Annotated in this window: 26 protein-coding genes; 8 read left to right on the forward strand and 18 right to left on the reverse strand. The window is 45.3% G+C overall.

Going from position 1 to position 23,942, the window contains the following annotated elements:
- Positions 1-190: 190 nt before the first annotated feature.
- From MHB43_RS27485 to yyaC, 4 genes are all read right to left on the reverse strand, one after another.
- The gene (locus tag MHB43_RS27485) at positions 191-1,426 is read right to left on the reverse strand and encodes an SAM-dependent methyltransferase (protein WP_339305625.1); all 1,236 of its coding nucleotides are present in this window, start codon (positions 1,424-1,426) and stop codon (positions 191-193) included.
- A 95-nt stretch (positions 1,427-1,521) separates the two neighbouring features.
- Positions 1,522-2,226 carry a DUF6483 family protein gene (locus MHB43_RS27490; RefSeq protein WP_339179396.1) on the reverse strand — a complete coding sequence of 235 codons (705 nt, stop codon included), beginning with the start codon at positions 2,224-2,226 and terminating at the stop codon, positions 1,522-1,524.
- Positions 2,227-2,660: 434 nt separating this feature from the next.
- Positions 2,661-3,452 carry an alpha/beta hydrolase gene (locus tag MHB43_RS27495; RefSeq protein WP_339179400.1) on the reverse strand — a complete coding sequence of 264 codons (792 nt, stop codon included), beginning with the start codon at positions 3,450-3,452 and terminating at the stop codon, positions 2,661-2,663.
- A gap of 60 nt (positions 3,453-3,512) precedes the next feature.
- The gene (gene yyaC, locus MHB43_RS27500) at positions 3,513-4,070 is read right to left on the reverse strand and encodes a spore protease YyaC (RefSeq protein WP_405130836.1); all 558 of its coding nucleotides are present in this window, start codon (positions 4,068-4,070) and stop codon (positions 3,513-3,515) included.
- A 158-nt stretch (positions 4,071-4,228) separates the two neighbouring features.
- Between yyaC and MHB43_RS27505 the strand changes: the two genes are divergently transcribed.
- Positions 4,229-4,453 (forward strand): DUF1128 domain-containing protein, encoded by a 225-nt coding sequence (locus MHB43_RS27505; protein ID WP_017692283.1) that lies wholly within the window; start codon positions 4,229-4,231, stop codon positions 4,451-4,453.
- Positions 4,454-4,601: 148 nt separating this feature from the next.
- On the opposite strand, the gene MHB43_RS27510 is transcribed toward MHB43_RS27505, so the two are convergent.
- Both MHB43_RS27510 and MHB43_RS27515 read right to left on the reverse strand, forming a co-directional pair.
- A complete protein-coding gene (locus tag MHB43_RS27510; RefSeq protein WP_036607001.1) occupies positions 4,602-5,327 on the reverse strand; it encodes a pirin family protein in 726 nt (241 codons plus the stop codon).
- 138 nt (positions 5,328-5,465) lie between these two features.
- A complete protein-coding gene (locus MHB43_RS27515) occupies positions 5,466-6,485 on the reverse strand; it encodes an asparaginase (RefSeq protein WP_339179405.1) in 1,020 nt (339 codons plus the stop codon).
- A gap of 177 nt (positions 6,486-6,662) precedes the next feature.
- Between MHB43_RS27515 and MHB43_RS27520 the strand changes: the two genes are divergently transcribed.
- The 4 genes from MHB43_RS27520 to MHB43_RS27535 all read left to right on the forward strand — a co-directional run bounded on the left by MHB43_RS27520 (position 6,663) and on the right by MHB43_RS27535 (position 8,678).
- The gene (locus tag MHB43_RS27520; protein WP_221820809.1) at positions 6,663-7,364 is read left to right on the forward strand and encodes a phosphatase PAP2 family protein; all 702 of its coding nucleotides are present in this window, start codon (positions 6,663-6,665) and stop codon (positions 7,362-7,364) included.
- 134 nt (positions 7,365-7,498) lie between these two features.
- On the forward strand, positions 7,499-7,756 hold the full coding sequence (locus MHB43_RS27525; protein ID WP_017692278.1) for a GlsB/YeaQ/YmgE family stress response membrane protein: 258 nt from the start codon (positions 7,499-7,501) through the stop codon (positions 7,754-7,756).
- Positions 7,757-7,820: 64 nt separating this feature from the next.
- Positions 7,821-8,228: a YtxH domain-containing protein gene (locus MHB43_RS27530; protein ID WP_076212649.1), complete on the forward strand. Its 408-nt coding sequence runs from the start codon at positions 7,821-7,823 to the stop codon at positions 8,226-8,228.
- A gap of 84 nt (positions 8,229-8,312) precedes the next feature.
- On the forward strand, positions 8,313-8,678 hold the full coding sequence (locus tag MHB43_RS27535; RefSeq protein WP_221820807.1) for a DUF5665 domain-containing protein: 366 nt from the start codon (positions 8,313-8,315) through the stop codon (positions 8,676-8,678).
- A 17-nt stretch (positions 8,679-8,695) separates the two neighbouring features.
- Here the strand turns inward: MHB43_RS27535 and MHB43_RS27540 are convergent, their stop codons facing one another.
- The 11 genes from MHB43_RS27540 to MHB43_RS27590 form a co-directional block, all read right to left on the reverse strand.
- Complete coding sequence (locus tag MHB43_RS27540; RefSeq protein WP_405132477.1) at positions 8,696-9,724, reverse strand: magnesium transporter CorA family protein; 1,029 nt, start codon at positions 9,722-9,724, stop codon at positions 8,696-8,698.
- Between the two features lie 130 nt (positions 9,725-9,854).
- Positions 9,855-10,628, reverse strand: a complete 774-nt coding sequence (locus MHB43_RS27545; protein ID WP_047841571.1) for a sigma-70 family RNA polymerase sigma factor — start codon at positions 10,626-10,628, stop codon at positions 9,855-9,857.
- A complete protein-coding gene (rsbW, locus tag MHB43_RS27550) occupies positions 10,625-11,077 on the reverse strand; it encodes an anti-sigma B factor RsbW (protein ID WP_076212654.1) in 453 nt (150 codons plus the stop codon). Before rsbW ends, MHB43_RS27545 begins: the two co-directional genes overlap by 4 nt.
- A gap of 18 nt (positions 11,078-11,095) precedes the next feature.
- Positions 11,096-11,434: an STAS domain-containing protein gene (locus MHB43_RS27555; RefSeq protein ID WP_036606989.1), complete on the reverse strand. Its 339-nt coding sequence runs from the start codon at positions 11,432-11,434 to the stop codon at positions 11,096-11,098.
- 86 nt (positions 11,435-11,520) lie between these two features.
- Positions 11,521-13,197 (reverse strand): response regulator, encoded by a 1,677-nt coding sequence (locus tag MHB43_RS27560; RefSeq protein WP_339179410.1) that lies wholly within the window; start codon positions 13,195-13,197, stop codon positions 11,521-11,523.
- Positions 13,198-13,213: 16 nt separating this feature from the next.
- Positions 13,214-14,086, reverse strand: coding sequence for a protein-glutamate O-methyltransferase CheR (locus MHB43_RS27565; protein WP_074096446.1), 873 nt, complete (start codon positions 14,084-14,086; stop codon positions 13,214-13,216).
- An 86-nt stretch (positions 14,087-14,172) separates the two neighbouring features.
- On the reverse strand, positions 14,173-17,898 hold the full coding sequence (locus MHB43_RS27570) for a response regulator (RefSeq protein ID WP_339179413.1): 3,726 nt from the start codon (positions 17,896-17,898) through the stop codon (positions 14,173-14,175).
- A complete protein-coding gene (locus MHB43_RS27575; protein ID WP_221820800.1) occupies positions 17,895-19,064 on the reverse strand; it encodes a PP2C family protein-serine/threonine phosphatase in 1,170 nt (389 codons plus the stop codon). The genes MHB43_RS27570 and MHB43_RS27575 overlap by 4 nt, the downstream gene beginning before the upstream one ends.
- A 533-nt stretch (positions 19,065-19,597) precedes the next feature.
- A complete protein-coding gene (locus MHB43_RS27580) occupies positions 19,598-19,942 on the reverse strand; it encodes a general stress protein (RefSeq protein WP_076212661.1) in 345 nt (114 codons plus the stop codon).
- Between the two features lie 94 nt (positions 19,943-20,036).
- Positions 20,037-20,570 (reverse strand): hypothetical protein, encoded by a 534-nt coding sequence (locus tag MHB43_RS27585; RefSeq protein WP_221820798.1) that lies wholly within the window; start codon positions 20,568-20,570, stop codon positions 20,037-20,039.
- A 68-nt stretch (positions 20,571-20,638) separates the two neighbouring features.
- Positions 20,639-21,148, reverse strand: a complete 510-nt coding sequence (locus MHB43_RS27590) for a DUF948 domain-containing protein (protein WP_076212664.1) — start codon at positions 21,146-21,148, stop codon at positions 20,639-20,641.
- A gap of 219 nt (positions 21,149-21,367) precedes the next feature.
- Between MHB43_RS27590 and MHB43_RS27595 the strand changes: the two genes are divergently transcribed.
- Positions 21,368-21,532 carry a DUF1328 domain-containing protein gene (locus tag MHB43_RS27595; RefSeq protein ID WP_017692264.1) on the forward strand — a complete coding sequence of 55 codons (165 nt, stop codon included), beginning with the start codon at positions 21,368-21,370 and terminating at the stop codon, positions 21,530-21,532.
- Positions 21,533-21,905: 373 nt separating this feature from the next.
- The gene (locus MHB43_RS27600) at positions 21,906-22,424 is read left to right on the forward strand and encodes a hypothetical protein (protein ID WP_339179422.1); all 519 of its coding nucleotides are present in this window, start codon (positions 21,906-21,908) and stop codon (positions 22,422-22,424) included.
- A 91-nt stretch (positions 22,425-22,515) separates the two neighbouring features.
- On the opposite strand, the gene MHB43_RS27605 is transcribed toward MHB43_RS27600, so the two are convergent.
- Complete coding sequence (locus MHB43_RS27605; RefSeq protein ID WP_076212666.1) at positions 22,516-23,403, reverse strand: cation diffusion facilitator family transporter; 888 nt, start codon at positions 23,401-23,403, stop codon at positions 22,516-22,518.
- 290 nt (positions 23,404-23,693) lie between these two features.
- Here MHB43_RS27605 and MHB43_RS27610 point away from each other — a divergent pair, with 290 nt between their 5' ends.
- Positions 23,694-23,882 carry a hypothetical protein gene (locus MHB43_RS27610; protein ID WP_017692261.1) on the forward strand — a complete coding sequence of 63 codons (189 nt, stop codon included), beginning with the start codon at positions 23,694-23,696 and terminating at the stop codon, positions 23,880-23,882.
- The last annotated feature ends 60 nt before the right edge of the window (positions 23,883-23,942 follow it).

Genomic DNA, 23,942 nt, shown 5'->3' on the forward strand with positions numbered 1-23,942 from the left:
CCTTCCTTCCACCGCTCCGTATGCATAACAAAAAGACAGAAGATCCCGATAACGGGTCCTTCTGCCTGATATACATCTGACAGTTATGGTGTGGCTTGCTAAGAAGTATGTGCATTGAATATCATTTTACATTCAGAGACCCTAGTTGCAGTATGTCCCTGGATTGTCATTGGCACACTCAGCAAAGGTCTCAATTTGCGGAATCTTGAACGGTTTCTTTGCTCGATTTTGATTTCCCGCCGGCCTGCTTGCCATCGCCAGGAAGCAAATCGGCACAAGCCCGCTCCAAATATGGATCGGCATGAATGAAATCACGGAAAGCCGTATATTCATTCCACATCTCCGTCACTTCGCCGGCCTGACCGCGAACAGCACGAATCAATATGTTTTTAGGCGTATTCTCCATATCGATGAATTCAAGCAATTGTGTCTTGTATCCCATCAGATCAAGCAACTTGGCACGAATCCCATCCGTAGCCAGTGCGGAAAAACGTTCCTTGAGGATGCCATGGGACAACAATGGATTCATCACGGAGGCCTCTACTTGATCAAACAGTTCATGCTGACAGCAAGGAACAGACAGAATAACAGAAGCCCCCCAACGAACTGCCTTCTCCAAAGCAGCATCGGTGGCTGTATCACAGGCATGCAGCGTGACAACCATATCCACTTCGTTCAATTCATCGTAGTCCGCGATGTCTCCAACCAGAAACTTCAGATCGCCATAATGCAATCGATTAGCCAGATCATTACAGTGTTCAATGACATCTGCCTTCAAGTCCAACCCAATAATCTTGAGTGAACGACGTTGTTGTACAGACAGATAATGATATAACGCAAATGTCAGATAAGACTTGCCGCAACCAAAGTCAACGATGGTCAGTGGACGTCCTTCCGGCAGATGTGGAATGACATCCTGCACCATTTCGAGGAAACGGTTGATCTGTCTGAACTTGTCATATTTACGGGCCAGCACACGACCTTCTTCGTTCATAATGCCAAGTTCAACGAGGAACGATACGGGTACTCCCTCTTCCAATACATATTGCTTCTTGCGATTATGCGACAGATCCACCGCAGTTTTGGAAGCAGATTTGGTCAGAATGGATACTTTATATTTTTTGCTGATCAAAATTTGATAGTCTGCCTCGGTCGTACAGAGCAGCCCTTGACGAAACGTCTCTTCACATAACAAAGTCATGCGCTCTGCCGCTTCAGCCGGAGTCAAATTCTCGTGCAGCACTTTGTTGTTATAATGGAATGCAAACTGATAATGCAGCTGATTCTTCAGTGTCACCGGCTTGACTTGCACTTTGGTATACGAGACATTGTCCCGTCTGCGCAGCTGGCTCCAGGTCGCTGTAATCAGCGAATTCTGTTCAAAGATGTCTTGTATAAGCTTTCGCAATGAATCCACGGGGTACATCTCACTTTCGGTTTGGTTTGGTCAACCGTTACCATACCACAATTACGTTCCCTCTCCAAGTAAAGGCATGTAACAGGCCTTGATCCTATCCATATTTAGGAGTTCATCTCTTGACGACTTAGTTCAGCTAACCCCTCTTCAACTTCGGTACGCGGCAAACCACCATGCTCCAGCTGTTCATCTGTGAGTTGGCTCAACCTTTCATAGAATGCCTGTACATCATCTCGGTAGCTTACCGGGAATTCATCACCAAGCTGGAGCAATCTGTACCAACTGTTCTCTGCTTGGTCGTAACGTCCTTGTTGTTCACGATAGAGGGCAAGCTGTCTTTCAGTCCGGGCAGGAAGTACATATTCTTTCGTGAGCCCCAATACACCCTCCACCCGTTCCGGTGCATTCAATAACTGGGGATTGGCGCCATGATTCAATGCATACAGGTAAAAATGAAGTGATCTCATCAATCGAATGACAGCCTCATCCTCTGCGTCCATTCTCTCCTGATCATCTATGCCTTCCACTTTGGCCTTCTCTTGATAAATGTAAGCCTCTTCTTCAATCAGCCTCGCGGCCTGCTGCAGATTGTCTACCTCAATCATTCCGCGAAAACGGAACATTTCAATAACATCCTCCGCTGGCAATGAATTCAGTAGAGATAAGTTCAACCCAAACTGCCTGCGCATCAGCTCATCCAACTCAGACAATGCCTCGGTATGCTTACGCTGCTGTTTGAGCGTGAACACTTTGCCAATTGCTTCAGTCATTTCCTCCATCATGCGGAGCAGATAATCTTTTCTGAACATGCTGTATGCCCCCTCATCCTTCGACCCTATACATCCAATCGTTCTCATATCGTTCCTTTATATTTATTTTAATTCATGCCATGACAAAAAGCCAAAAACAAGACACGCGTGTCTTTGCTCTGGCCATGAACACACTAAACCCCTGCCTATCCCAAAGGGACGTGGCAGGGGCTCGGTTGAAATGGAACTGGTTACTCCTCCTCCACAAGAGGTAGAATCATCCAGAAACCAAACTATGATTCTAGGACGTGTCTCAAAACTCGCTGAAGTGCATCTTTTACCGCCTTTTCGCCCCATGCTACGTCACTTCCCCTTGACGTGCCCCGGCACGCCTGCGGAAAACTTCCTTGCTTGGAACGAAAATTCAGTAAAATCTACTTCCTTCGGAGTTTTCAGACACGCCCTAATGATATCAACATAAATCACTTCATCAATTATTTCGATAATCCAGCCATAAATTGTTTAATGACCTGAATTAACTCTTCAGGAGCTTCATACATGCTCATATGACCCGCACCCGCAATCACGGCTTGCACGATATGTGGCTTGTCACTTGTAAATGTACGTTCTGGCGGGATAACAGCATCCTTCTCTCCTGCAACCAGCAATACAGGTAAAGGTGTAGCCGATAACACATCGCGGCGATCCGGCCGTTCCCGCATAGCAAGTGCAGCGCCGACAGCACCTTGGGGTGCAGTCTGGTAACCAATTTCCTTCACACGTGTTACTTGCGTAGATAATGTCTCCACATGTTCTGGTGCGAATAGGCCGGGAACGAGTCCATCTACAAAATTCACGATACCTTCGGTCTGAATGGTGGATACAGCGCGAAGGCGTTTCTCCTTGGCTTCTTCACTGTCCGGATAGGCTGTGGAATGAATCAGACCAAATGCATTCAGGCGTTCTGGATGGCGCTGTGCGATCGAGAGCGCAATGTATCCCCCCATCGAGTGTCCCAGAAGGACCGCTTTTTCCACATTCAACTCGTCCATCAACTGTAATACATCGTTGCCCATCTGTTCGATGGTATAACTTCCTACAGGTGCATCTGTTTTTCCGTGTCCACGCAGATCAGGTACGATACAGCGATAGCTGCGTGCCAGTTCAGGTACGACCTCATCCCAATACGATGAACTGCCACAGTATCCGTGGAGCAAAATGAGTGCTTCTCCCTTACCTTGTTCGGCATAACAAATCGTCGTTCCATCACACATCACTTTTTCCATATAAATCCCTCTCTCTGCGCGAATGATATAATTCAGGTTGTATATTATTAAGCCTACATATCATGAATGAAACGTTTGTCTCCATTTCCATGCTTCAATTGCGGCGTCTGCAATCGTTCGGGACATCCCCATGACCAAGTGAAGCGAGGTCATCTGCAAAATGGAATAGGGCCTTGGTCCATTTGCATTAACCACAGCTGCTACACTGTATTGTCCAACAGGGGGTAGCTTGCCTCCGACCGATTGGGCGGGAATGAGTGGGTTATTCGAGAGATAGTATGTACCTACCGCATGCTTTGGACCCAGACATGCATCAATCGCTATGATGGCATGGTGTGCAGGAATAATTGCCAATTTCTTTTCCAACGTATCTGCATCACAAGGGGAAGTCAGCGTGCCAATCACGTTCTCCATTCCACTCTCTTGCAGTAAACTTCCTGTCAGTGGACCCAGAGCATCCCCGGTGGAACGATACGTACCAATGCAGACAAACGTGATTTCAGCTGGAGAATGAAGTTGAATGATGTTTTTGAAAAATAAGACCAGATTCCCTGCAGGCACGCCTTTGCGGACTTCCCTTCCTTGATGGCGAACCATTTCTCGCTTATACGCTGCCAAGCTGTATTCCCTCCAGTACACTCAAGTTTCCATGAAACCCTGTTGTTGTATCCATCATTGTAACCGATGCTTGGTTTCCCCGCAAAAGCATTAGCCTGAGCGCTTCCAATCATGATACAATAACAAGAGTTTCCGATACGGAAGGGATGAACTTAACGATGGATTTAACACAAGCAACAGCAGCCAATATGGAATATATGATTGAAGCGATCAAAACCAAACTTCGTATGGCAAGCGGTGCCGCCATGCAAGCTTCTTCATTCCCACTTGAGAAATACGAAGATCTGTTTGACCTGTATGAAATGATTCTGAGCAAGGAACATCTCAGTATCTCTGAAGTGGAAGCTGTCGCTTCAGAACTGGGTAACCTTCGTAAATCTTAGCAAAGTGTTGCTTTTGATCATTTGCGACTTCTATGAAGTCCTTTCAAAAGCAAGCCTAAAAAGGACCTGTTTCCACATCACCGTGGGAACAGGTCCTTTTTCACATATTCATATTTGAAGGCTATCTTCTACGGAATATATCTCATCCTTAGGGCAGGTCAACCAAAACAAATTCGGCAGGTTCACTGTCTGTGCTTGTGATTTGCAGATCACAGCTTTTGCGAATTCGTGCGGCATCCCCCGGCTTGAGGTTGAAGTTGCCATCTGAACAATGAATCTCTACATGTCCACTGATCAGAAAAAGATGTGTCCGTCGATCTTCGTGTTGCGGGTACATCAACTTTTTCCCGGACTCCAAATGGGACAGGTAACAGGTTACATCCTGAGAAATAGGCAATGCGCCTTCACTTCCCTCGCCCCCTTGCCCGGATACAATCGGACATAGACGATTCAAATGCTCCTGCGGCTCTATTCTCCGATTCGTATAGGAAGGTTTCAGCATACGCTCCGATGGCAAAAACCACATCTGGAGGAAACGTACCGGTTCATCCGCTGACGGATTGGTCTCGGAGTGTTCAACACCCGTACCCGCACTCATCACCTGGACCGTACCTGGTTCAAGCAATTGTTCTGTTCCCATACTATCCGTATGTTTGAGTGTACCTGATATGACATAACTGACAAGTTCAAGATCATGATGTGGATGTTTCTTAAAGCCTTCTTGCGGCATCAGCGTGTTTTCATTATGAGCCAACAGACAGCCAAAATGGGCGTTGCTTGGATCATCATAATCCGCAAAGGAAAAGCTGAATTCACTGTGTATCCAACCTCGATCCGACGTGTGCCTTTCTTCCGATGTCACCACTTTAATCATGTTCATCCACCTCCAAGGGTTTAGAGCTGCCACATTACCGCGGCAGTCCATGCGTGTATATGAATTGTATAGATGAATACCAGTTGGTATGCATCTTTACCCGGGGTCCGGCAACTCTAATCACGCCCCTTCTTAAGGTTATACGCTATCTTCAAGTGAGTGGAGAATGAACTCACTATCTGCATGACCTACAAGGGTACCCGCATCATTTCGGATGTCCGAAGGGAACACTTCAGCCAATCGTTCAATGGTTCTCTCATTGGAATAACCAATCTGTTTCAGGATGGATTGGGTAATGAACGCCCACTCTTCCTCGGAACCATCAAGCACCTTGAAGGTGATTCCCAGTCTTTCTTTTTTCAGACCAAATCCGAATACCCCCTTGAATCCACCCTTCGCTACAATGTTATCGTCTTCCAGCAGCACTGAATCTACACGCTCCGTGCCACCTACCATCAACGGATGTTCATTCATAGCTGATGTTATGGTCTCTACAGCTGTTCTTGTGGAAGGATCAGCAATAAGATCCGGACAAGCGAGCTTCAGATAAGCATTCGACAATGCCAACAACGGCAAAGAAAATACCGGAAAGCCGCAGCCATCCGTCCCAAGCTCAATCTCTTTTTCCTCAATACCTGCCAGGTCGGCAAAGGTTTCAAGAATTTCACGTTGTACCGGATGATCCGGTTCAGCGTAACTGCCCAGATCAACCTGCTTCATCTGACTGTACCCCAGAATTCCCAGATGTTTTCCGGAGCAGTTGTGCAAGATGCGCCGTTTCTCTCCTTGTGCACGTAACCATTGATTACGGCTTTCTTCATTAAGCGGATAGCTTGGTGCACAGATCAGGCATTCTTCTCCCAATCCGATCTTACCGGATAACTGCTCCAGCACCCGAATGTGTTCCGGTTCCGAACGATGCGAGGAGGACATAATGGCAATCTCCTGTGCTGATAGGCCATAGTGACTGGCAATTCCTGCCCGAATACCTGGAATGGCTTGAAAAGGTTTGGCAGATGAGCGAGTGAACGCTCTAAAATGAGGGTCACCAGCCGAGTATACGATTCGGCCATACTCATCCGTAATACTTATGTGTCCGTAATGGGCGCATTCCATAACGCCTGCACGGTATTCTTTAATTAACAAGGCACTCTCCATGCGAGTTCTCTCCTTTGTGCTCCCGATTTCATCTCTGCTTTGCGTCACGACGCCGCATGGGATATCTTAAATAGTATAGTACAAAAGCGACGTTTTTACAGTTTTTTCGACAGGCATTTCGGGTATAGCTTTATCATCTATGTTCATCTACTACCATAACTGAAGGAGAAACTCATTATGCCGCGCAAAACGTATTCATCAGCCTCATTCAGTTCAACTTCCGGTACGTTATTACGTCCACTCCTCAACTGGGGTTTGGCTGGTCTGGCCCTCAGCGCATCGGTCGTATTCATTCTGGCAGGTCTGGGTGCCTGGTTGGGTGCTGATGTTATTATTCGTCTGGATGATCAAATTCAGCAATTATTTTATCTGAATTCAGATTCACGTCTTCATCTGTTCCCTTACACTGCATTCATAACCTCACTGGGCTCATTCAAAATCTCTGCTGTGGCTGCAGGAGGTTTTGCTCTTCTTTTCTTCATACAACGCAGTCCAAGGTTTGTTATATATGGATATGCGCTCACAGGGAGTTTTGCCATGATGTGGGTTCTGAACACGTTATTGAAGGAATTTTTCAGACGAAGCAGACCGGAACTGGATCATCTGCTGGTCGTTCACGGGTACAGCTTTCCCAGCGGACATGCCATGATCTCCATGGGCTTCTACGGCATGCTCTTTGTAATCTGGGCCATTGAACGACAGCGACATAACTCTTCTAGTGTGTGGCTTCCTGTTCTATGTGGTATCAGTTTTATTTTCTTGATTGGTCTCAGCCGGATCATGTTGGGCGTTCATTATCCTACCGATGTATTTACTGGATTTACTGCTGGATTGGCATGGATCTTCTGCATGGTTAAAGGCATTAAACAAAGCCGCTAAAGAATGAATTCCTCTGATTTCCAGTTCATTCATCCTGATCTTTATTGTTTCACAGGGTTGCACGGGGTTTATATACGAAGTAAGCAAACGCGAACAGACAACATCCTACATCAAGTTTAAAGGAGGCGGTTGTTATGTGGGGCATCATTATCAGCATTGTGATGGCTGTCATCATCGGTTTGATCGGAGATGCACTTGCCGGTCACAACATGCCTGGAGGCATAATCGGTGCAATGATTGCCGGATTTGCCGGAGCCTGGCTGGGAGCACTTTTGCTTGGTAACTGGGGACCAGTTATCGGTAACTTTGCCATCATCCCTGCCATCATTGGTACAGCGCTCTTTGTTTTCTTGCTGGGGCTTGTGTCCAGACTGCTAAGACAGGCTGCCTGATTCGGGCAACAAGGTGTTCGTTGTTTCGTATTTGTTTCTTAAATTGAAGAAGGAGTGATTAGACATGAATAAAGCAGAAGAGCAATATCCTGTACAGACGGGTTCAACTTTCGCAAAAGGTATTTTCATCGGGGGTTTGCTGGGAGCTGCAGCAGCACTACTCTTTGCGCCTAAACCGGGACGTGAATTGCGTGGTGACCTTTCCGAGAAAGTGGGCATCGTTACTGACCGCACTAAAGAAGTGGCAACTGTTGTAAGTGACAAAGCAACTGAACTGGCTAAAACGGTCTCTTCCAAAACTTCCGACATTGCAAAAACGGTAAATCAAGGCCGCAATGATGTAATGGACTCTGTGAGAAAAGCGTCCGCTGATGTGGCTAACGAAGCATCCCGTGCATCTGATGAAGTGGCTGCCGCTTCCGTTGAAGCGAAGGAAGATGCACGTAAAGAACTTAACTCGACCAGCCTGTAAGGCGATACAGATCGAGAGACCAATAGCCAGCTGCACTTCAGCTGGCTATTTTTTATCCAATGCGAGTTGAGGAGGACGAATAATATGAGTAAAGTTACAATCAATGGTAATACTCCAATTGCGGGAGGAACACCGACACAGCAGTATGATACAAGCGAGCATCCTTTTGAATTGCGTCATGAGGTAAAACGATTGAACACCCGTCTGGACCAGATTGCGGACAGTCTGGAGAGAGCACAGATCAAGGATATTATTGAGAATTACAGCAGTCCCAAGAAGCGGATCATTACTAACTTTACAGCAGGAATGGCAAGAGGACTCGGCCTAACTGTAGGTACCTTTGTTGTTCTGGGTTTGCTGGCGTTCATTCTCAGTCAATTCGTCAATATGCCGATTGTTGGACAATATATTGCTGATTTACTTGGTTACATTGAAGATTACAAAAACTAAGAGGACTAGCCAATAGGCTATCCCCTACGCGTTTCAGTTGCTCCTTTTTTCTCGATCTCTTCAGCTGAAGGCTGTGAAGACTTCACTTTGAGCAGGTCTCCTGTCCATCCTTTCATCATCAGCCATACATACATGCTGATCATGCTTAAGATAATAACGACAAGGACCAGTACAACTCCCCATGATTTGTCGATAAAGGGCAGGTTCTCAAAGTTCATCCCCCATATCGCGCCAGCTGCCGTGGCAGGTATGAACACAGCGGTAACTATGGTTAGCGTCTTCATAATCTCATTCCCACGAACTCCTGAGATCGCATTATCAATGGAAATTAACGTATCGATCTCTTTCTCGTAATGATTGAACAGACGCTCCATACGTTCCACACGATATTGAAGCTGTAGAAAGAAACGATTGTCTTTCATCTCACTCAGGTAGGCTTCATGGGCAGCGGCCATGAGTTCCGAGTACGGGATAAACAGATTGCTCCAGTATAACAATTCAAATCGGGCTGCGAGAATCTGGTCCATCAAGGTACGTGCATTACGAGACTCCATCTTCCGTTCCAGATCACGCAGGTTCACCTCAAAGTGATCCATACCCACATGATAGTAATGCAGTATTGCTCGAAAAAGTACGAACATGCCATCCCTCGCCACTGTACATTGTTGCAACATATTCGCACGTTCATCTGTCTTCATAATACCTCTTGTATTTTCATCCATATTCAAGGTAACCAGGTTGGTGCGATCGACATAAAAGAACATCTGATTATCTTTTCTTTTGTCATCTCTCTCATTTTTAATCGCGTACAACAAGGAGCCAAATATGACGGGCTCAGTACCATTCACGAAACGGACGGATAGATAATTCGATTCCACTTCCGGAATTTTATGAAGCCAATACTGCATATCGGGAAATGACTCTGCCAGCTCCTCCAAGGCATTTTTCATGCTATCCGTATCAGGTGCAACCCAATCCCACCATTGCCAATGGTCTGAGCAAGATAACTTGTCGCGACGGGCTTCCAGCTTGATTTGGTTCACAATCACAATATCCACTCCTGCACATATGTTTATTGCATACAACCTTTTTAATCCCAAAAAGGACACGTATGTATTCCAATGGAATTACGTGTCCTTCTCTATGCCGTACTCAACAACATCAGGGATTCATCTTTCATAACATTGAAGCATTGGACATGATCTGTTTCAATTTCTCTGTAGCTCGCTTCTGAATCCGAGATACACTCATCTGTGAAACACCAAGCTTCTGGGCAATTGCCCGCTGAGATTGGCCATCCTGGAATGCTAGAATAAGTACCTGCTGCTCTTGTTCCTTCAATTGTCCCAATGCCTGTTGCAAGTCCATCCGTTTTTCGACCGAATCATAGTCATTAACATCTGCACTGATCAGTTCTCCCAATGTTGCTGCACTGTCATCCTGAGATAAAGGAGAATCGAGTGATACATAATGGTAACATTCCCGACCAGCCAGAACTTCAATCGTCTCTTCTGCAGTCAAATCAAGGTATTCAGCAATTTCGTTCACACCGGGTGAGCGCTCCAACTTGACGGTTAACTCATCAATGGCATGTTGCACAAGGGCTCCCTTTTCCTTAATCCTCCGGGGCACCTGAATATACCAGGATTTGTCACGCAAGTAGTTCTTCATATGACCGATCATACTCTTCATGGCATAAGGTTCAAACGGAATACCTAGGTTGATATCGTATTGCTTAAGCAATCGAATCAAGGCCATCTGCCCGGTCTGATACAAATCTTCGTATAGATCGGGGCGATTCCGAGCGATTTTACCTGCTGCCATCTTAACCATTGGTTCATATTTACGGATGAGAACTGTTGCAATTTCATTATCTTGGGTCTGCTGGTATTCCCAGATCAAACCTATAGCTTCAGACATGGACTCTGGGGGAGTCACTTTTTCATTCATACTTTCTCCTCACTTCTTGCAAGACGTTTTACGAGTACTACTTTCGTACCTTTGCCCGTCTCACTTTCCACACTGACATCGTCCATCAAGGCTTGCATCAGGTAGAACCCAAGTCCGCCAATCTGTGCTTCTGTCAGTTCTTTGTCGTGAAGACCAGCACGTGACACAGCAGGATTCATGTTCTCGAAGCTGGCACCTTCGTCCTTGACAGTAATGGACAATGTTTCGCCTTCCACTTCGAATACAACTTCAACCATGCCACCTTCGTGTGAGTAGGCATACAGTACAGAGTTATTACAGGCCTCGGATACAGCAACTTTCATATCCTCAATGTCTTCATAAGAAAATCCCATTTTGGATGCTACTCCATAAAGATTAAGTCTTACAATATCAACGTAATCAGCTGTCGCCGGTAAATTAAGGGTGACTCTTTGAACTTCTGCATTCATTCCTTTTTCGATCCTTTCCTATTGGGAATTCTTCTGTGTGACAAAGAATTTGGCGATGCCCGTCATGTCAAAAAGTTTCTGAATCTGCGCAGGAACTTCCTGTACTTCAAAGCGAGCTTCCATTCCATGTCTTGCCTTCAGAACAGATAACAGGATACCAATCCCTGTACTATCGATATACTTCAATTCTTTCATGTTAATCACAAGATCCTGTTCCTTGTTATCCACGAGCGGCTCCATCACCAAGCGGAAGTCAGGAGCAACCGACAAATCCAGTTCGCCAGTCAGATACACCGTGCACACGCCGTCCTGAGTTTCAGTTCTTGCATTGAATTTTTCATTTTTATTTGTATTCATTAGACATCTCTCTCCTGATCAATGGTTTCCTTACCTAATAACCCAACTTCAGCACAAGTGAAACAGAAAGGAGTTTGGAAAATGTTTCAATTGGCCTGATTCATGGCTGAGGGACCTGGGTCTAACATTTGTCGTTGTTTCTGAAACTGGGCTATTTTTTGTTTTACATTGCCCATTTTTACCGGTTTACTAATATAATCATCCATGCCGGCAGCAATACAGCGTTGCTGAATACCTTCCATCACGTTAGCAGTCATCGCTATAATGATTGGCTGATTGGACTGGGACAGGCTCTCTCGAATCCGTCGTGTACATTCCAAACCGTCCATAACAGGCATCTGCAGATCCATAAACACATAGTCATAGGGATAACGGCTGCCGTTTACCATATCGAGTGCGGTCTGCCCATCTTCAGCAATGTCTGAGAGCAACCCAAGTTTACCGAGCATAATCGCCATCAACTTCTGGTTAATAGGATGATCATCCACGATTAATACCGTAGGATATTTATTCTCATTTTTCACATCCGTTGGTTTCTCTTCCCCGTTCCTCTGGACCAGTTCAGTTTCTACATAACGTTTCGCCTGAATTGTGAATACAAACGTTGCTCCCCGTTGCTCTGTTGTATCCAGGTAGATCTGTCCACCCATCATTTCAACCAGAGTCTTGCATATTGCCAGTCCTAAGCCAGTTCCACCGTATTTACGTGTCATGGATGTATCCAACTGGGAAAACGGCTGGAACAGGCGATCCACTTTGTCTGAAGCGATACCTATCCCAGTGTCTTTAACGGCAAACTCCAATGCCATTTGCCCATCCTTTTCTTCCTTAACCGACACGATCAAATACACTCCACCCTGATCGGTAAATTTGATCGCATTTGCAATAAGATTCAAGAGAACCTGGCGGAGCCTTGCCATGTCTCCATAGATTAATTCAGGGACAGAATCTTCCAGGAAATAATCCAGTTCCAGGTTCTTTTTGCCTGCTTCTGCAGCAAACAATCCCAGCACTTCCCGAATACAGGAGACAATTTCAAAAGGATGCTCTTCAAGTTCCATTTTGCCGGATTCCATCTTGGTAAAATCAAGAATGTCGTTGATGACCGTGACAAGTGCATCTGCGCTGCGACGAACGATATCTGCATATTCCTTCTGGTCTTCCCTCAGTTCCGTTTCCATCAGCAGATCAACCATGCCGATAACTCCGTTCATCGGTGTACGAATCTCATGACTCATCATTGCCAGGAACTCGGTCTTTGCATTGGCTGCAATTTCTGCTTCTTCCTTGGCCTGAATGAGTTGTTGGTTCATTTTCTCCAGTTCCTGTGTCTTCTGGTGAAGAAGCATGGTCTGTGTCTTCAAACGTTTATTGGTGATAAACATCTCCACAAAGCCCTCGATTTTGGATTTCAAAATCTGAGGAATAAATGGTTTAACCATGTAATCAATGGCCCCGGCTGAATATCCGGCAAACAAGTGCTCCGCTTCTCTGCTATTGGCAGAGATGAATATAATCGGCACATCCTTGGACTTGTCCCGTGCCTTAATTAACTTTGCTGTCTCAATTCCGTCCATTCCAGGCATCTGCACATCGAGAACGATAACCGCAAATTCGTCTTTTAGCAGACAGCGGAGTGCCTCTTCTCCGGAAGTTGCCTTAACGAGTTTATATTGTTCCGATTCCAGAACTGCTTCAAGAGCAAGCAAGTTCTCAGGGCGGTCATCTACCAATAATATGTGGATTGGTTCATTGAGCCCCATGGCTAACCCTAACCCCCTATTTGATCTTCCGGTATATTTTTTCGGTCCGGTCTAACGGCTCATAGGTATCACTGAACTCTGTAAAATGTATCGATTCTTTCGACCCCAGAACCAGAATACCAAAGTGGCTCAAGCTCTCATGAAACAGCCCATGCACATGGTTCCGCAGTTCATCATTAAAATAAATCATGACATTACGGCAAAAGATAACATTGAACTCGTTAAATGACCGATCTGTTGCCAGGTTGTGCTCGGCGAAAATGATGTTCTTCCGTAGAAAAGGATGAAATATCACCGAATTGTATTTCGCTGTATAGTACTCGGAGAAGGCTCTGGTACCCCCTGCCTCCAAATAATTTGTAGTAAATAGTTTCATTTTTTCAATACCGTATACGCCTTCTTTGGCCTGTTGCAAAGAGCGATCATTCATATCCGTTGCGTAGATTCTCGCCTTGTCATACAGTCCTTCCTCATGCAACATGATGGCCATGGAATAAACTTCCTCTCCCGTAGAGCATCCCGCATGCCATATTCGGATATACGGATAGGTTCTCAGGATAGGAATAATCTGCTCCCGAAACATTCGGAAAAGCGAAGGATCTCGAAACATTTCCGTTACAGGGATGGATAAGTTCTGTACAAAACGGTCAAACGCGGAACGGTCATGAAGAACACGTTCCTGTAAGCCGGATATGCTCTTAACACCTTCAGCATGTGCATGATGCCAGATTCTTCGTTTCAGGGATGGCAGTGCATAGTTTCTAAAATCATATCCATATAAACGGTGCATGCCTTCCAGCAGCAACTCAATCTCGATCAGCTCGCGCTCTTCATCTTGCGGCATACGGACCAAATCTGCCCCCGTCTCGGTAGGTTCCCACGGTGTCATAAGTTCTCTCCACTTCTTCATTTGTTACTTGCGTATTCGTTGTATTGTCTTTCATTACCCAAACAATGAACATACGAATAATGAACTTACGAATACAGCCAAACGCGCATTAAGGATAACAATTGATCTGTCTGGATCGGTTTTTTCACATAATCAGATGCTCCGGCCTCAATACATTTGCCGCGATCCTCTTTCATGGCTTTGGCCGTAAGCGCAATAATCGGCAACTTTTCAAACTGCGGGATCTGTCTGATTCGTGTCATCGCTTCATAACCGTCCATCTCTGGCATCATCATATCCATCAGTACCAGATCAAACTCCGGATTTTTGTCCAAAATCTCCAAAGCCTCTCGTCCGTTCTCAGCAAACGTCACATCCATCCGATAGCCTTCAAGAACACTTGAAAGGGCAAATACATTACGAATATCGTCATCTACAAGCAATATTTTCTTGCCTTCAAACAACGTTTCCTTGTTGTGTAGTTTCTGCAAGATTCGACGCTTGTCTTCCGGCAAATTGGCTTCTACCCGATGCAGGAACAATGTAGTTTCATCCAGCAAACGTTCCGGTGACTTCACATCTTTGATAATGATGGATTCCGCATATTTGCGCAGCTTCATTTCTTCCTTGGAATCCAGTTCTTTGCCTGTATAAATTATAATCGGCAGATCGTTCAGATATTCATCATCGCGAATCTGGTCAAGCAACTCAAACCCGGTCATATCCGTTAACATCAGATCAAGTACCATACAGTCATAACGCTGGCTGTGTAATTCATTCAAAGCCTCACTACCTGTCGATACAGCGGTGATTGCAACATCATCATGACCAATCAATTCAATAATGGCTTTACGCTGAATTTCATCATCTTCGACGATCAACAGTCGTTTCAATTGATTCTCGGTGTATGATTTGATATGCGAGAATGCTTTATCCAGTGAATCCTTGCTCGAAGGTTTTTTCAGATACGCAATGGCGCCCATCATCAGACCTTGCTTCATATCATCAATGACTGAAATCACATGAACCGGAATGTGGCGTGTTGCCGAACTGCTCTTCAGCTCGCCCAGAATGGTCCAACCATCCATCACCGGCAATTGAATATCCAGGATAATGGCATCCGGCAGATATTGACGTGCCATTTCAAGTCCTTTATCACCTTGAAGGGCAACAAGTGCTTTGAAGCCTCTTCCTCTCGCCATATCCATCAAAATATGTGCAAAGTTCACATCATCCTCAATGATGAGGAGGATTTTGTCACTCTCCATGATATTCTCCCGATCATCTTCGATCTGTGTGACATCTGGAGTATGGGTAGGAGACAGATCTGTACCCACGCTACGCTCCGGATCAGGAGAGAGAATGGACTGATGACTTGAAAACATGGTCCGTGCTTCGATGGACTGTTCATAAAGATCCTCTGAGGAAACAGCCGCTTCTCTTGAAGCACCTTCCTCTGCCAAGGCTTCCTCTTCATGATTATCCGGCAGGTACAAGGTAAAGCAGCTACCTTCCCCTTCGGATGATTCCACCTGGATTGCGCCACCAAGCAAACGTGCCAGTTCCCTGCTAATGGACAATCCCAGGCCAGTTCCACCGTATTTCCGACTTGTGGTCCCGTCTACTTGCTGGAACGCTTCAAAGATCAGATCCGTCTTGTCCGATGGAATGCCAATGCCCGTATCTTTCACACTGAATCCGAGATATTCCTGATTGGTGTTCATATAACCCGGCAGCTCTTCCGGTTTCATCCGTCGTCCAATCAGACTAACCGAACCTCGATTGGTAAACTTAAATGCGTTTGACAACAAATTCCGTAAAATCTGTTTCACGCGATGACTGTCAGTGTATACCCATTCCGGTAGATCGCTGTCGAACTCAATATTCAAGTTCAGTTCCTTTTTATTCGCCATCGGTCCAAAGTTCTGCTGAACAAAGCTGGTCAGTTCTTCCATTCGAACTGTCTCATAATTGATATCCATCTTGCCTGCGTCCACCTTGGACAGATCCAGAATCTCATCAATCATCTTCAGCAGATCCGCGCCCGACATGTAGATGGTTTGCGCATATTCCTGCTGTTTGTCAGTCAGATTTCCACCCTTGTTCTCCGACAATAACTGGGACAAAATGAGTAGACTGTTCAATGGTGTACGGAGTTCATGTGACATATTCGCTAAAAATTCGGACTTGTACTTACTTGTCATCGACAGCTGTGTAGCTTGCTGTTCCAACTGTGTCTTCGTTTTCTCAATTTCGTCATTCTTCTCTTCAACTTCACGTACCTGCTCTTCAAGCGCCCGCGTCTTGGCAATGAGCTCCGTATTGAAATGCTCCAGTTCTTCCTGCTGACGCTGCAGCAATTCCTCGGAACGTTTAAGTGCCTCTGTCTGCTCCTCCAGATTCTCATTGGAACGACGAAGTTCTTCTTGCTGTGTCTGCAATTCTTCCGATTGAACCTGCAGTTCCTCAGTCAGTGCCTGGGATTCACGGAGCAGCTCCTCCACACGCAAACGACGTCGAACGTTGTTCAAAATTACGCCCAGGTTCATAATCAGTTGTGTGAACAACTGCTTGTGAAGTTCATTGAAACCTTCAAAGGAAGCCACTTCAACTACACCAATCAGTTCATCTTCAAACACGACAGGATAGATCATGATACCCGCAGCACGTGTTGAGCCTGAAGCTGAACCAATATGCACGTAATCTTCAGGCGTATTTTCCAGAATAATCGGTGTCATATCCAGCGCGGCTTGACCAATCAGGCCTTCACCGATGCGATACATTTCTTTACCAACATCTTCGTTCTCTTCAAATGCGTATGCACCGTAACGTCTCAATTCGTCGGGATGTTTCTCCTCATCGATCAGATAGACGACACCCAACTGAGCGCCAAGCACAGGTGTGAACTCACTGATAAACATCTGTGAAATTTGGCGAATGGAGCCAATCCCCCGAAGCAGCTCCGGGACTCTTGCGATGTTTGAACTCATCCAGTTTTGATCCTGCTGAGCCTGTACATAAGCCTTCTCGATTTCCAGTTTTTCTTCCAGATCATTGGATACATCTTTGAACACACTGGCAATCTGACCAATTTCATCCTTGGATTTGACCTGAATGCGCCGAATGGTTCGGTAACGCCCTTTACCAAAGCTGGTAATCATCATAGATACAGTGTTCAGACCCCGTGTAATACTCGGCAGCACCCACATAATGACACCCAATGCAAGCAACAACCCTGCAATCATGATACTTATCGTGATCTGTACAGCTCTCGTATACGCTGCATTAGCGTTCTTGATCTCGGCATCAATCTCTTGGTCCTGATAACGGGACAGAGCATTCAAACTATCCACAGCTTCTTTTTGCACCGCAAGTCCTGTTGAATTGCGGTAGTTATTCGCATCTTCTACCCTGCTTTGGGACATCAGGTTGATCTGTCTCGTTGCATAGGAGGTATAAGCCGTCCACGCAGTATTCACACGATCCACCAGTTGATGTTCAGGTGCACTGTCTGCTCGGTCTCTTACTTCAACGAGGTTGCGATCGCCTCGATCCTTCATCTCCTTCAGGTCAGCGTCTGCTGCTGCAGTCGAGTTGTTTGGATTCAATAACAAGTTAGCCAGCACTTTAGCGATGTCATTAACCTCTCCGCGTGCAGCAGAAGTGAATCTTACTTTGAGATAACGTTCCTGATACATCTGATCTATCTGTTGATTACTGCTGTTCAGCCGTTCATAACTCACAAACGTGAGCACGATCAAAATGGCCATCAGAGCGGTAAAACCAATCAGCAGTTTATTCCTGATCTTCATTCATCCCCCGCCCCTTTATCCAAAGTAATCCAGACCAGACATTTATCATCATCCCGCTCCTGGGGAATTTCGTCATCAAAAAACATGGCCTGCATGGCAGCTTCATTCCACTGATGTGACCCGGTCAGTTTTTCAATCAGGAATTCATGTTGTTCTTCCTGCCCGCCCTGAACAGCTTCCAATAATCCATCCGTATAGAGTGCAATATGCCCGTCACCCTCGTAATGGATCGTTTGTGGTTCAATATCCATTTTGTCAAATAAACCAACAGGACAGCAGACACTGTCAAATGTGGTGACACTGCCGTCGTTTCGGAAAAATAAAGCAGGTGGATGCCCTGCATTAACATAATCAATGCGCTTCATCCGTGTATCAACGACCAGATAAATGGCCGTGAAATAATACTGCACCAATTGTTTTTCCAGATGGAGCTGGTTAAAACGACGGTTCAACTCCTGAATGACCTTCTCTGGATCCACATAAGTGGTAACCGTATCTTTCAACACAGAAGCGATAAACATGGTAAACAGGGATGAAGATATCCCGTGTCCCATCATGTCGAGCAGCAGTACTCCGTAACGGCCTTCCCCAAGGGGGTACCAAGAATACAGATCACCCGCAAGCTCAAAGGATGGTTTATAGATGGCATGCACTTGGAACAGCGGGTCCCTAATTGCCGGACTTAAAACAGCATTTTGGACCATCGCTGCCAACTTGAGCTCATCCTGAATACGTTGATCACGCTCTTTATGCCAATCCTTCTCCTGTTTCAGACGAAGTGCGAGTCGAATTCTGGCCATCAGTTCGACTTTATTAATCGGTTTGGTCACATAGTCAGATGCACCTGCATCCAATGCTTCGGCAAGTTTCTTGGAGTCCCCGATGGCAGTCACCATAATAATCGGTATATCCTTCAGATTCTCAAATTTCTGCACAATACTGCAGGCTTCGATGCCGTCCATCTCGGGCATCATCATATCTAGCAAAATCAGGTCAATATCCGACGGTTTTGGACGAAGTTCGTTGCTTTCCTCCCCAATTCCCAACACTTCAAACATTTCCATGGCGGAACTCGCCGTTGCAATGTCACGATAGTTTTCTTTTTTCAGAATTTCTCGAATGATAATGACATTCGTCGGATTGTCGTCAACAATAAGTATTCTCATTGATATCTCCTTATCTGTGGCGTCCGGGTTTGTCGATTCTTATTAAGTTAAAACGAACGTTGATTATACAAATTTTGCATACAAAACGGCAGTAGACATAATAATTCCTAGTATAACTATAATCGTAAAAACAAAAAACTTCTATTAATACGTGTTCAAAAAGACCTGTTTTCAGTACCGAGAAGATGGGATAAAGCTAGAAATGGAGTAGCGGAGCGTAGGGAAAACTACGTGAGCAACGGACATTTCGGCTGAATTCCATATTCGATGCTGATGATGCCGATAGGCATCCTTCGTAATCAAAAGCGGACTTTATGAACATCCTTTATCAGTAAATGGCACCATCGCAGGGGAAAACCCCCGCTCGTTACCCTGTTTTTGCAGCGTCCTGATCCCGCTTCCAAACTTGCAAAAACATAGATAAGGAATGGGGAAAGCCCCATTCCTTATCTATGTTTTTGATTAAGCATTTTACATAAATGATTCAGAAGCTTGTCCATGTTCAGCAAACTTCAACTTGCAAGTATATCGGGTTAATCTTTCTTTTTAGCAATAACGAGTACTTTACCTTTGTCGAGTTCACTCTCATAGAAGTCCGCTTCGGCTTCGGTAAAGCCCATCGAAACAATTTTGGCCCGGAGTTCATCACCACGTGAGCGGAACAGATTCGCCAAGGAATCAAATACTCCTTCTTCCTTAATGCCAATTTCTTTGGCATCTGCTGTATCGGCAATTCGATCTGTACGATCCTTCTCATGGGCGAGAACAAAGATTTGATCAGGAAGGTATCCGGTAATCTGCAATTCTTTCACCGCTTCTACCGCCTGGACTCCGTTTTCTACCACTTTTGCATAAGCTTGCTCATTGGTTGAATTCATCGTTTCCACTCTCCTCTGATTTAATCTTCTGTATCGCGCTACTTAGTATATAACCATACTATATGGGGTTGAAACGATTCGGTAATAACCAATCCTAGGAAACTGTATCATCAAAAAGATCAATGCCTTCAATCTGCTGAGATCCTGACTTCATATATACTTTCAGAGCCTGGTCTCCACGGAGAAACACTTCTCCGTCCTCTGCCACATAATAAGGTTTCCCAAGAGCATGATGGAACGCTTCAATATTCATCTCAATTCTCTTTCCGTTTAACATGATGTGATTCTCAGATGCATCGATATGCACATATTGAATGACATCCGTATCTTCACACAAGCCAACCTTCACATCATGAAAGTGATATTCAGGACACCCCAGATAAGGATCTTCCTGTTTATGCCCCGGTTGGCCCTTCTTGGCCAACAAATCATCCATAGTGTCATCCAAAGAAATACCATTCAGAGTCCGAAAATGCTGGAAAGTCTCGGATCGATTAACAGCCAGAGTTACCTCTGACGCCTTCTCTTCCATTGCCGTCCATTGCATATCGTGAGCAGCGGGTACCGCTGCCGGTTGAACGGAAAAGGGAGAAATTACGCTAAACATCACAAGCAGTAGTTTCATCATGATTCTCACCCTTTCATCAGGTTCATCACCGCTCTGAAGGCTTCTTCATGGGTTACAAAGCGGTCATGTTACTTGCGCATCCGTTGCCATACATTCGCTGCAAGATCAATATACTTCATCCAGTTTTTCCCGCCCTTAGCTTCACCATTATATGTAGCTTCATAGGATTGCAGGGTACGATCCGTTGATGTAGCAGGCGGTGCAGTTACATGAACCGATTCAGCATGCTTGGTCTGTTCAGCGTTGTTACGTTTGGTCTGAAATTTCGCCATCAGTGTTGTGGAGACTTGTTTGGCTGCTGCCGTCACTTCATTCAACACTTCACCCAGATTCTCAACAGATTCCATAACAGGATCAATTTTTTTCATTTTGTGCTGTACATCCACCGTAATATCATTGGCATGTCTTACCGTCTGCTTCACTTCATAACTAAGTTCATCAATGGTTTTCTGTACCTCCTGCAATGTTTGTGAGACATTGTCCAGAGAACCCTGAGCGGATTTCAAGGTACGAATTAAAAAGAATACCAGTACTGCAAATGCCACTGCAATCAGGGCCACGCTAATTTGATAGATCATAGAAGAACCTCTCTTTCCATATGTGCATCAGTTTGTTATTGCTATAGTTACCCGGCGATTTCCCGGACGAAACAATATTATATATCCCTTCATATATGCCTTCGCTTGGAAAAAAAACCAATGTTTCAAGCGGTTAGCACTCGGTTAAAGTTAGACTACACAAGGCGGTGAGGTGAACACAACTCACTGCACAATCAAGTAACGAAAGGATGAATACTTATGTTGAAATGGTCTGTATTATTTCTAATTATTGCACTGGTAGCAGGTATTTTTGGATTCTTCGGTATTGTTGAAGCAGCTGCTTCAATCGCGAAAGTACTCTTCTTCATCTTTGTTGTACTGTTCGTAATCTCCCTGATTACGGGACGCAGCCGAATGCGATAACCTCAGGCTCTGATATGACTGAGTGTTTACTAAACGAATACATACAAAAGCCGATCGTGCTACCAAGCCGATTGGCTTTTGTGCGTTCAGGCATAGTTCAACTTTTCTATACTATGTATTGCACTCCCTTCTGCTTTATTCCAATCCGCTCTCGTATGAATCCCAAAAAAATCAGGACCTTTTTGAGATAGCCAACCCGGTTTTATCCCACCGAAGTATGATATTTACAGGCTTGCTATATACCCACATATGAGCCAGTTGACACTGGAGAATGCAAGAAAATATTGTTATAATTTGTGATTCATAAGGGTGCTTGCTTGGTTACTTGTAATCAGGACAACATTTTACATACCTACCGAGGAGGAAAAACAAAATGAAAAAAATCGTAAGTTTTGCCGCTGCTTTAACGTTGATGGGTTCGATGGCTGCTGCTGCGGGTGCTGAGGAAGCGGTTACTGGAACGGTGAATCCGGAAAAAGGAACAGAAGCTACAACAACGACAACGACCACAACAACTCCAGCTGTTGAAGTGAACAAACCTGCTGTAGAAACAGTAGAAGGTACTGCTGAGACTGTAACAGGTACAACAACAGACACTACAGGTGCAGAAGGTACTTCAACTACAACTGAAACGCCAGCTACAACTACAGATGACAAAATGTTTGAAGAGCCACTCGTCAAACCAGGCGATGAAGTACTGGCACCAACGATGTTGCTGAACCTTCTGGAGCGCACTTGGTTCTATGATGCTCCTAACGGTAAACCAATCGGTGCATTAGGCTCCCAAGTCATCGATACAACAGGTGAAGTTGTTGATGGATTCGATGGCGGCGAGTGGGTACAAGTATACACGTGGAAAGGCAAAGCGTGGATCCACGTTGCCATTCAATAACATCGTATAATCGTTCTAATGATAAGTAAAGAGGACAGCACGCACAATCGCGGCTGTCCTCTTTTGATTTTCCAAGATGTTCACTCCCTGTTCATGAGTTCCTTGTGACTTCTTCCGTCTTTGGTTCCACATGAACATGTACATGCATGATGTTATGCGATCGCTTCAACCGCTCTTCAACACGGTCACAGATCTGATGGCCTTCAATCAAGCTTAGGCCTCCGTCCACTTCAATGACTACATCCACAAGTACATGACTGCCATGCACACGTGCCTTCACATCCTTGATCATCTCAACACCGGGAACGCGTGCTACGGAGGATCTGAGATCCGTCAGTTCCTTCTGGTCAAATCCATCCGTAAGACGATGTGTAGAATCCCGGAAAATCTCCCAAGCCGTCTTGCAGATCAACAGACCTACAGCAATGGCAGCTACTTTATCCAGCCATGGAAGTCCGAACTGCGCACCTATAATTCCAATTGCAGCACCTATGCTGACCCAGGCATCCGATCGATTATCTTTCGCCGCAGCCATCAGAGCCTGACTATTAATTTGTTTAGCCAGACGGTTATTGTAACGATATACACCTAACATCACAACGGCACAGACTACAGCCACCGCTGCCGCCCACAGATTTGGAGCAACAAAGGCTCCTTCATACCAGGAGCGAACGGCTTCAACCAATACTTGCAGCCCAACCATAGCCATAATAAACGAAGCCACCAAGGCAGCAACCGTCTCCGCTCTAAAATGACCATAGGCATGATCCGAATCAGGTGGTTTCTGGGAGATCCGAAGCCCGATCAATACAGCAACGGATGCCACAATATCCGTAAGGTTATTAAAACCATCGGCCAGCAAGGCGCTGGAAGCAAATAAATATCCACAGATCAGCTTAAAAGCGGACAAGACGAGATAGGCTGCAATACTAACCCAAGCCCCTCGCTCCCCTTTTCGAATTTCTTCATAAGCGTTCAAACCGGGCGACACCCCTTTAACGTTTCGTATTACGGTTTTTCCATGTTAACAAATGTGGAGCGTGTGGGTCTACAGAAACAGTGTTGCCAAGCTGCATTGCTGTAGGCAAGCCGAAAAAAAGTTGCCAGACGGCAGGGCTGTAGTTAATGAGAAAAAATGTTGGCCCGGGTAAAACCAAAGGTTTTGAGCATTTTATCAGGTTGCCCTTGTAGGGCTTTTGTAAAACGTATAAAATAGGTACATCCCGTCCAATTTGGACGGCTCACTGTAAGACCGGGAGGGAAATAACGATGAGCGAAAATAACGAACCGAAAAAGGTCAGTTTGCAGGATGCTATACGCCAAAAGCTGGCGCAAAAGAAAGAACAAGCAAATTCCGGTAACCAATCCAGCGCCTACTTTGAAGGCGGACCTAAAGCGATGAAGAGTCAAAACAACAAGAAGCCTAACAACCAACGTCGCCGTACTGGTGGATCTTAGGTCTTAAAGCCGAAGAGAAACCCATTGAATTACAAAAAGAACCGCAAGCCTTCTTCACAG

The organism is Paenibacillus sp. FSL H8-0317 (assembly GCF_045040685.1).
Classification (GTDB): domain Bacteria; phylum Bacillota; class Bacilli; order Paenibacillales; family Paenibacillaceae; genus Paenibacillus.

Coding starts and splice junctions, on each gene's coding strand:
- MHB43_RS27485 (WP_339305625.1), bottom strand. CDS start 1,426: ATGTACCCCGTGGATTCATTGCGAAAGCTTATACAAGACATCTTTGAA.
- MHB43_RS27490 (WP_339179396.1), bottom strand. CDS start 2,226: ATGTTCAGAAAAGATTATCTGCTCCGCATGATGGAGGAAATGACTGAA.
- MHB43_RS27495 (WP_339179400.1), bottom strand. CDS start 3,452: ATGGAAAAAGTGATGTGTGATGGAACGACGATTTGTTATGCCGAACAA.
- MHB43_RS27505 (WP_017692283.1), top strand. CDS start 4,229: ATGGATTTAACACAAGCAACAGCAGCCAATATGGAATATATGATTGAA.
- MHB43_RS27510 (WP_036607001.1), bottom strand. CDS start 5,327: ATGATTAAAGTGGTGACATCGGAAGAAAGGCACACGTCGGATCGAGGT.
- MHB43_RS27515 (WP_339179405.1), bottom strand. CDS start 6,485: ATGGAGAGTGCCTTGTTAATTAAAGAATACCGTGCAGGCGTTATGGAA.
- MHB43_RS27520 (WP_221820809.1), top strand. CDS start 6,663: ATGCCGCGCAAAACGTATTCATCAGCCTCATTCAGTTCAACTTCCGGT.
- MHB43_RS27525 (WP_017692278.1), top strand. CDS start 7,499: ATGTGGGGCATCATTATCAGCATTGTGATGGCTGTCATCATCGGTTTG.
- MHB43_RS27530 (WP_076212649.1), top strand. CDS start 7,821: ATGAATAAAGCAGAAGAGCAATATCCTGTACAGACGGGTTCAACTTTC.
- MHB43_RS27535 (WP_221820807.1), top strand. CDS start 8,313: ATGAGTAAAGTTACAATCAATGGTAATACTCCAATTGCGGGAGGAACA.
- MHB43_RS27545 (WP_047841571.1), bottom strand. CDS start 10,628: ATGAATGAAAAAGTGACTCCCCCAGAGTCCATGTCTGAAGCTATAGGT.
- rsbW (WP_076212654.1), bottom strand. CDS start 11,077: ATGAATGCAGAAGTTCAAAGAGTCACCCTTAATTTACCGGCGACAGCT.
- MHB43_RS27555 (WP_036606989.1), bottom strand. CDS start 11,434: ATGAATACAAATAAAAATGAAAAATTCAATGCAAGAACTGAAACTCAG.
- MHB43_RS27560 (WP_339179410.1), bottom strand. CDS start 13,197: ATGGGGCTCAATGAACCAATCCACATATTATTGGTAGATGACCGCCCT.
- MHB43_RS27565 (WP_074096446.1), bottom strand. CDS start 14,086: ATGACACCGTGGGAACCTACCGAGACGGGGGCAGATTTGGTCCGTATG.
- MHB43_RS27570 (WP_339179413.1), bottom strand. CDS start 17,898: ATGAAGATCAGGAATAAACTGCTGATTGGTTTTACCGCTCTGATGGCC.
- MHB43_RS27575 (WP_221820800.1), bottom strand. CDS start 19,064: ATGAGAATACTTATTGTTGACGACAATCCGACGAATGTCATTATCATT.
- MHB43_RS27580 (WP_076212661.1), bottom strand. CDS start 19,942: ATGAATTCAACCAATGAGCAAGCTTATGCAAAAGTGGTAGAAAACGGA.
- MHB43_RS27585 (WP_221820798.1), bottom strand. CDS start 20,570: ATGATGAAACTACTGCTTGTGATGTTTAGCGTAATTTCTCCCTTTTCC.
- MHB43_RS27590 (WP_076212664.1), bottom strand. CDS start 21,148: ATGATCTATCAAATTAGCGTGGCCCTGATTGCAGTGGCATTTGCAGTA.
- MHB43_RS27595 (WP_017692264.1), top strand. CDS start 21,368: ATGTTGAAATGGTCTGTATTATTTCTAATTATTGCACTGGTAGCAGGT.
- MHB43_RS27600 (WP_339179422.1), top strand. CDS start 21,906: ATGAAAAAAATCGTAAGTTTTGCCGCTGCTTTAACGTTGATGGGTTCG.
- MHB43_RS27610 (WP_017692261.1), top strand. CDS start 23,694: ATGAGCGAAAATAACGAACCGAAAAAGGTCAGTTTGCAGGATGCTATA.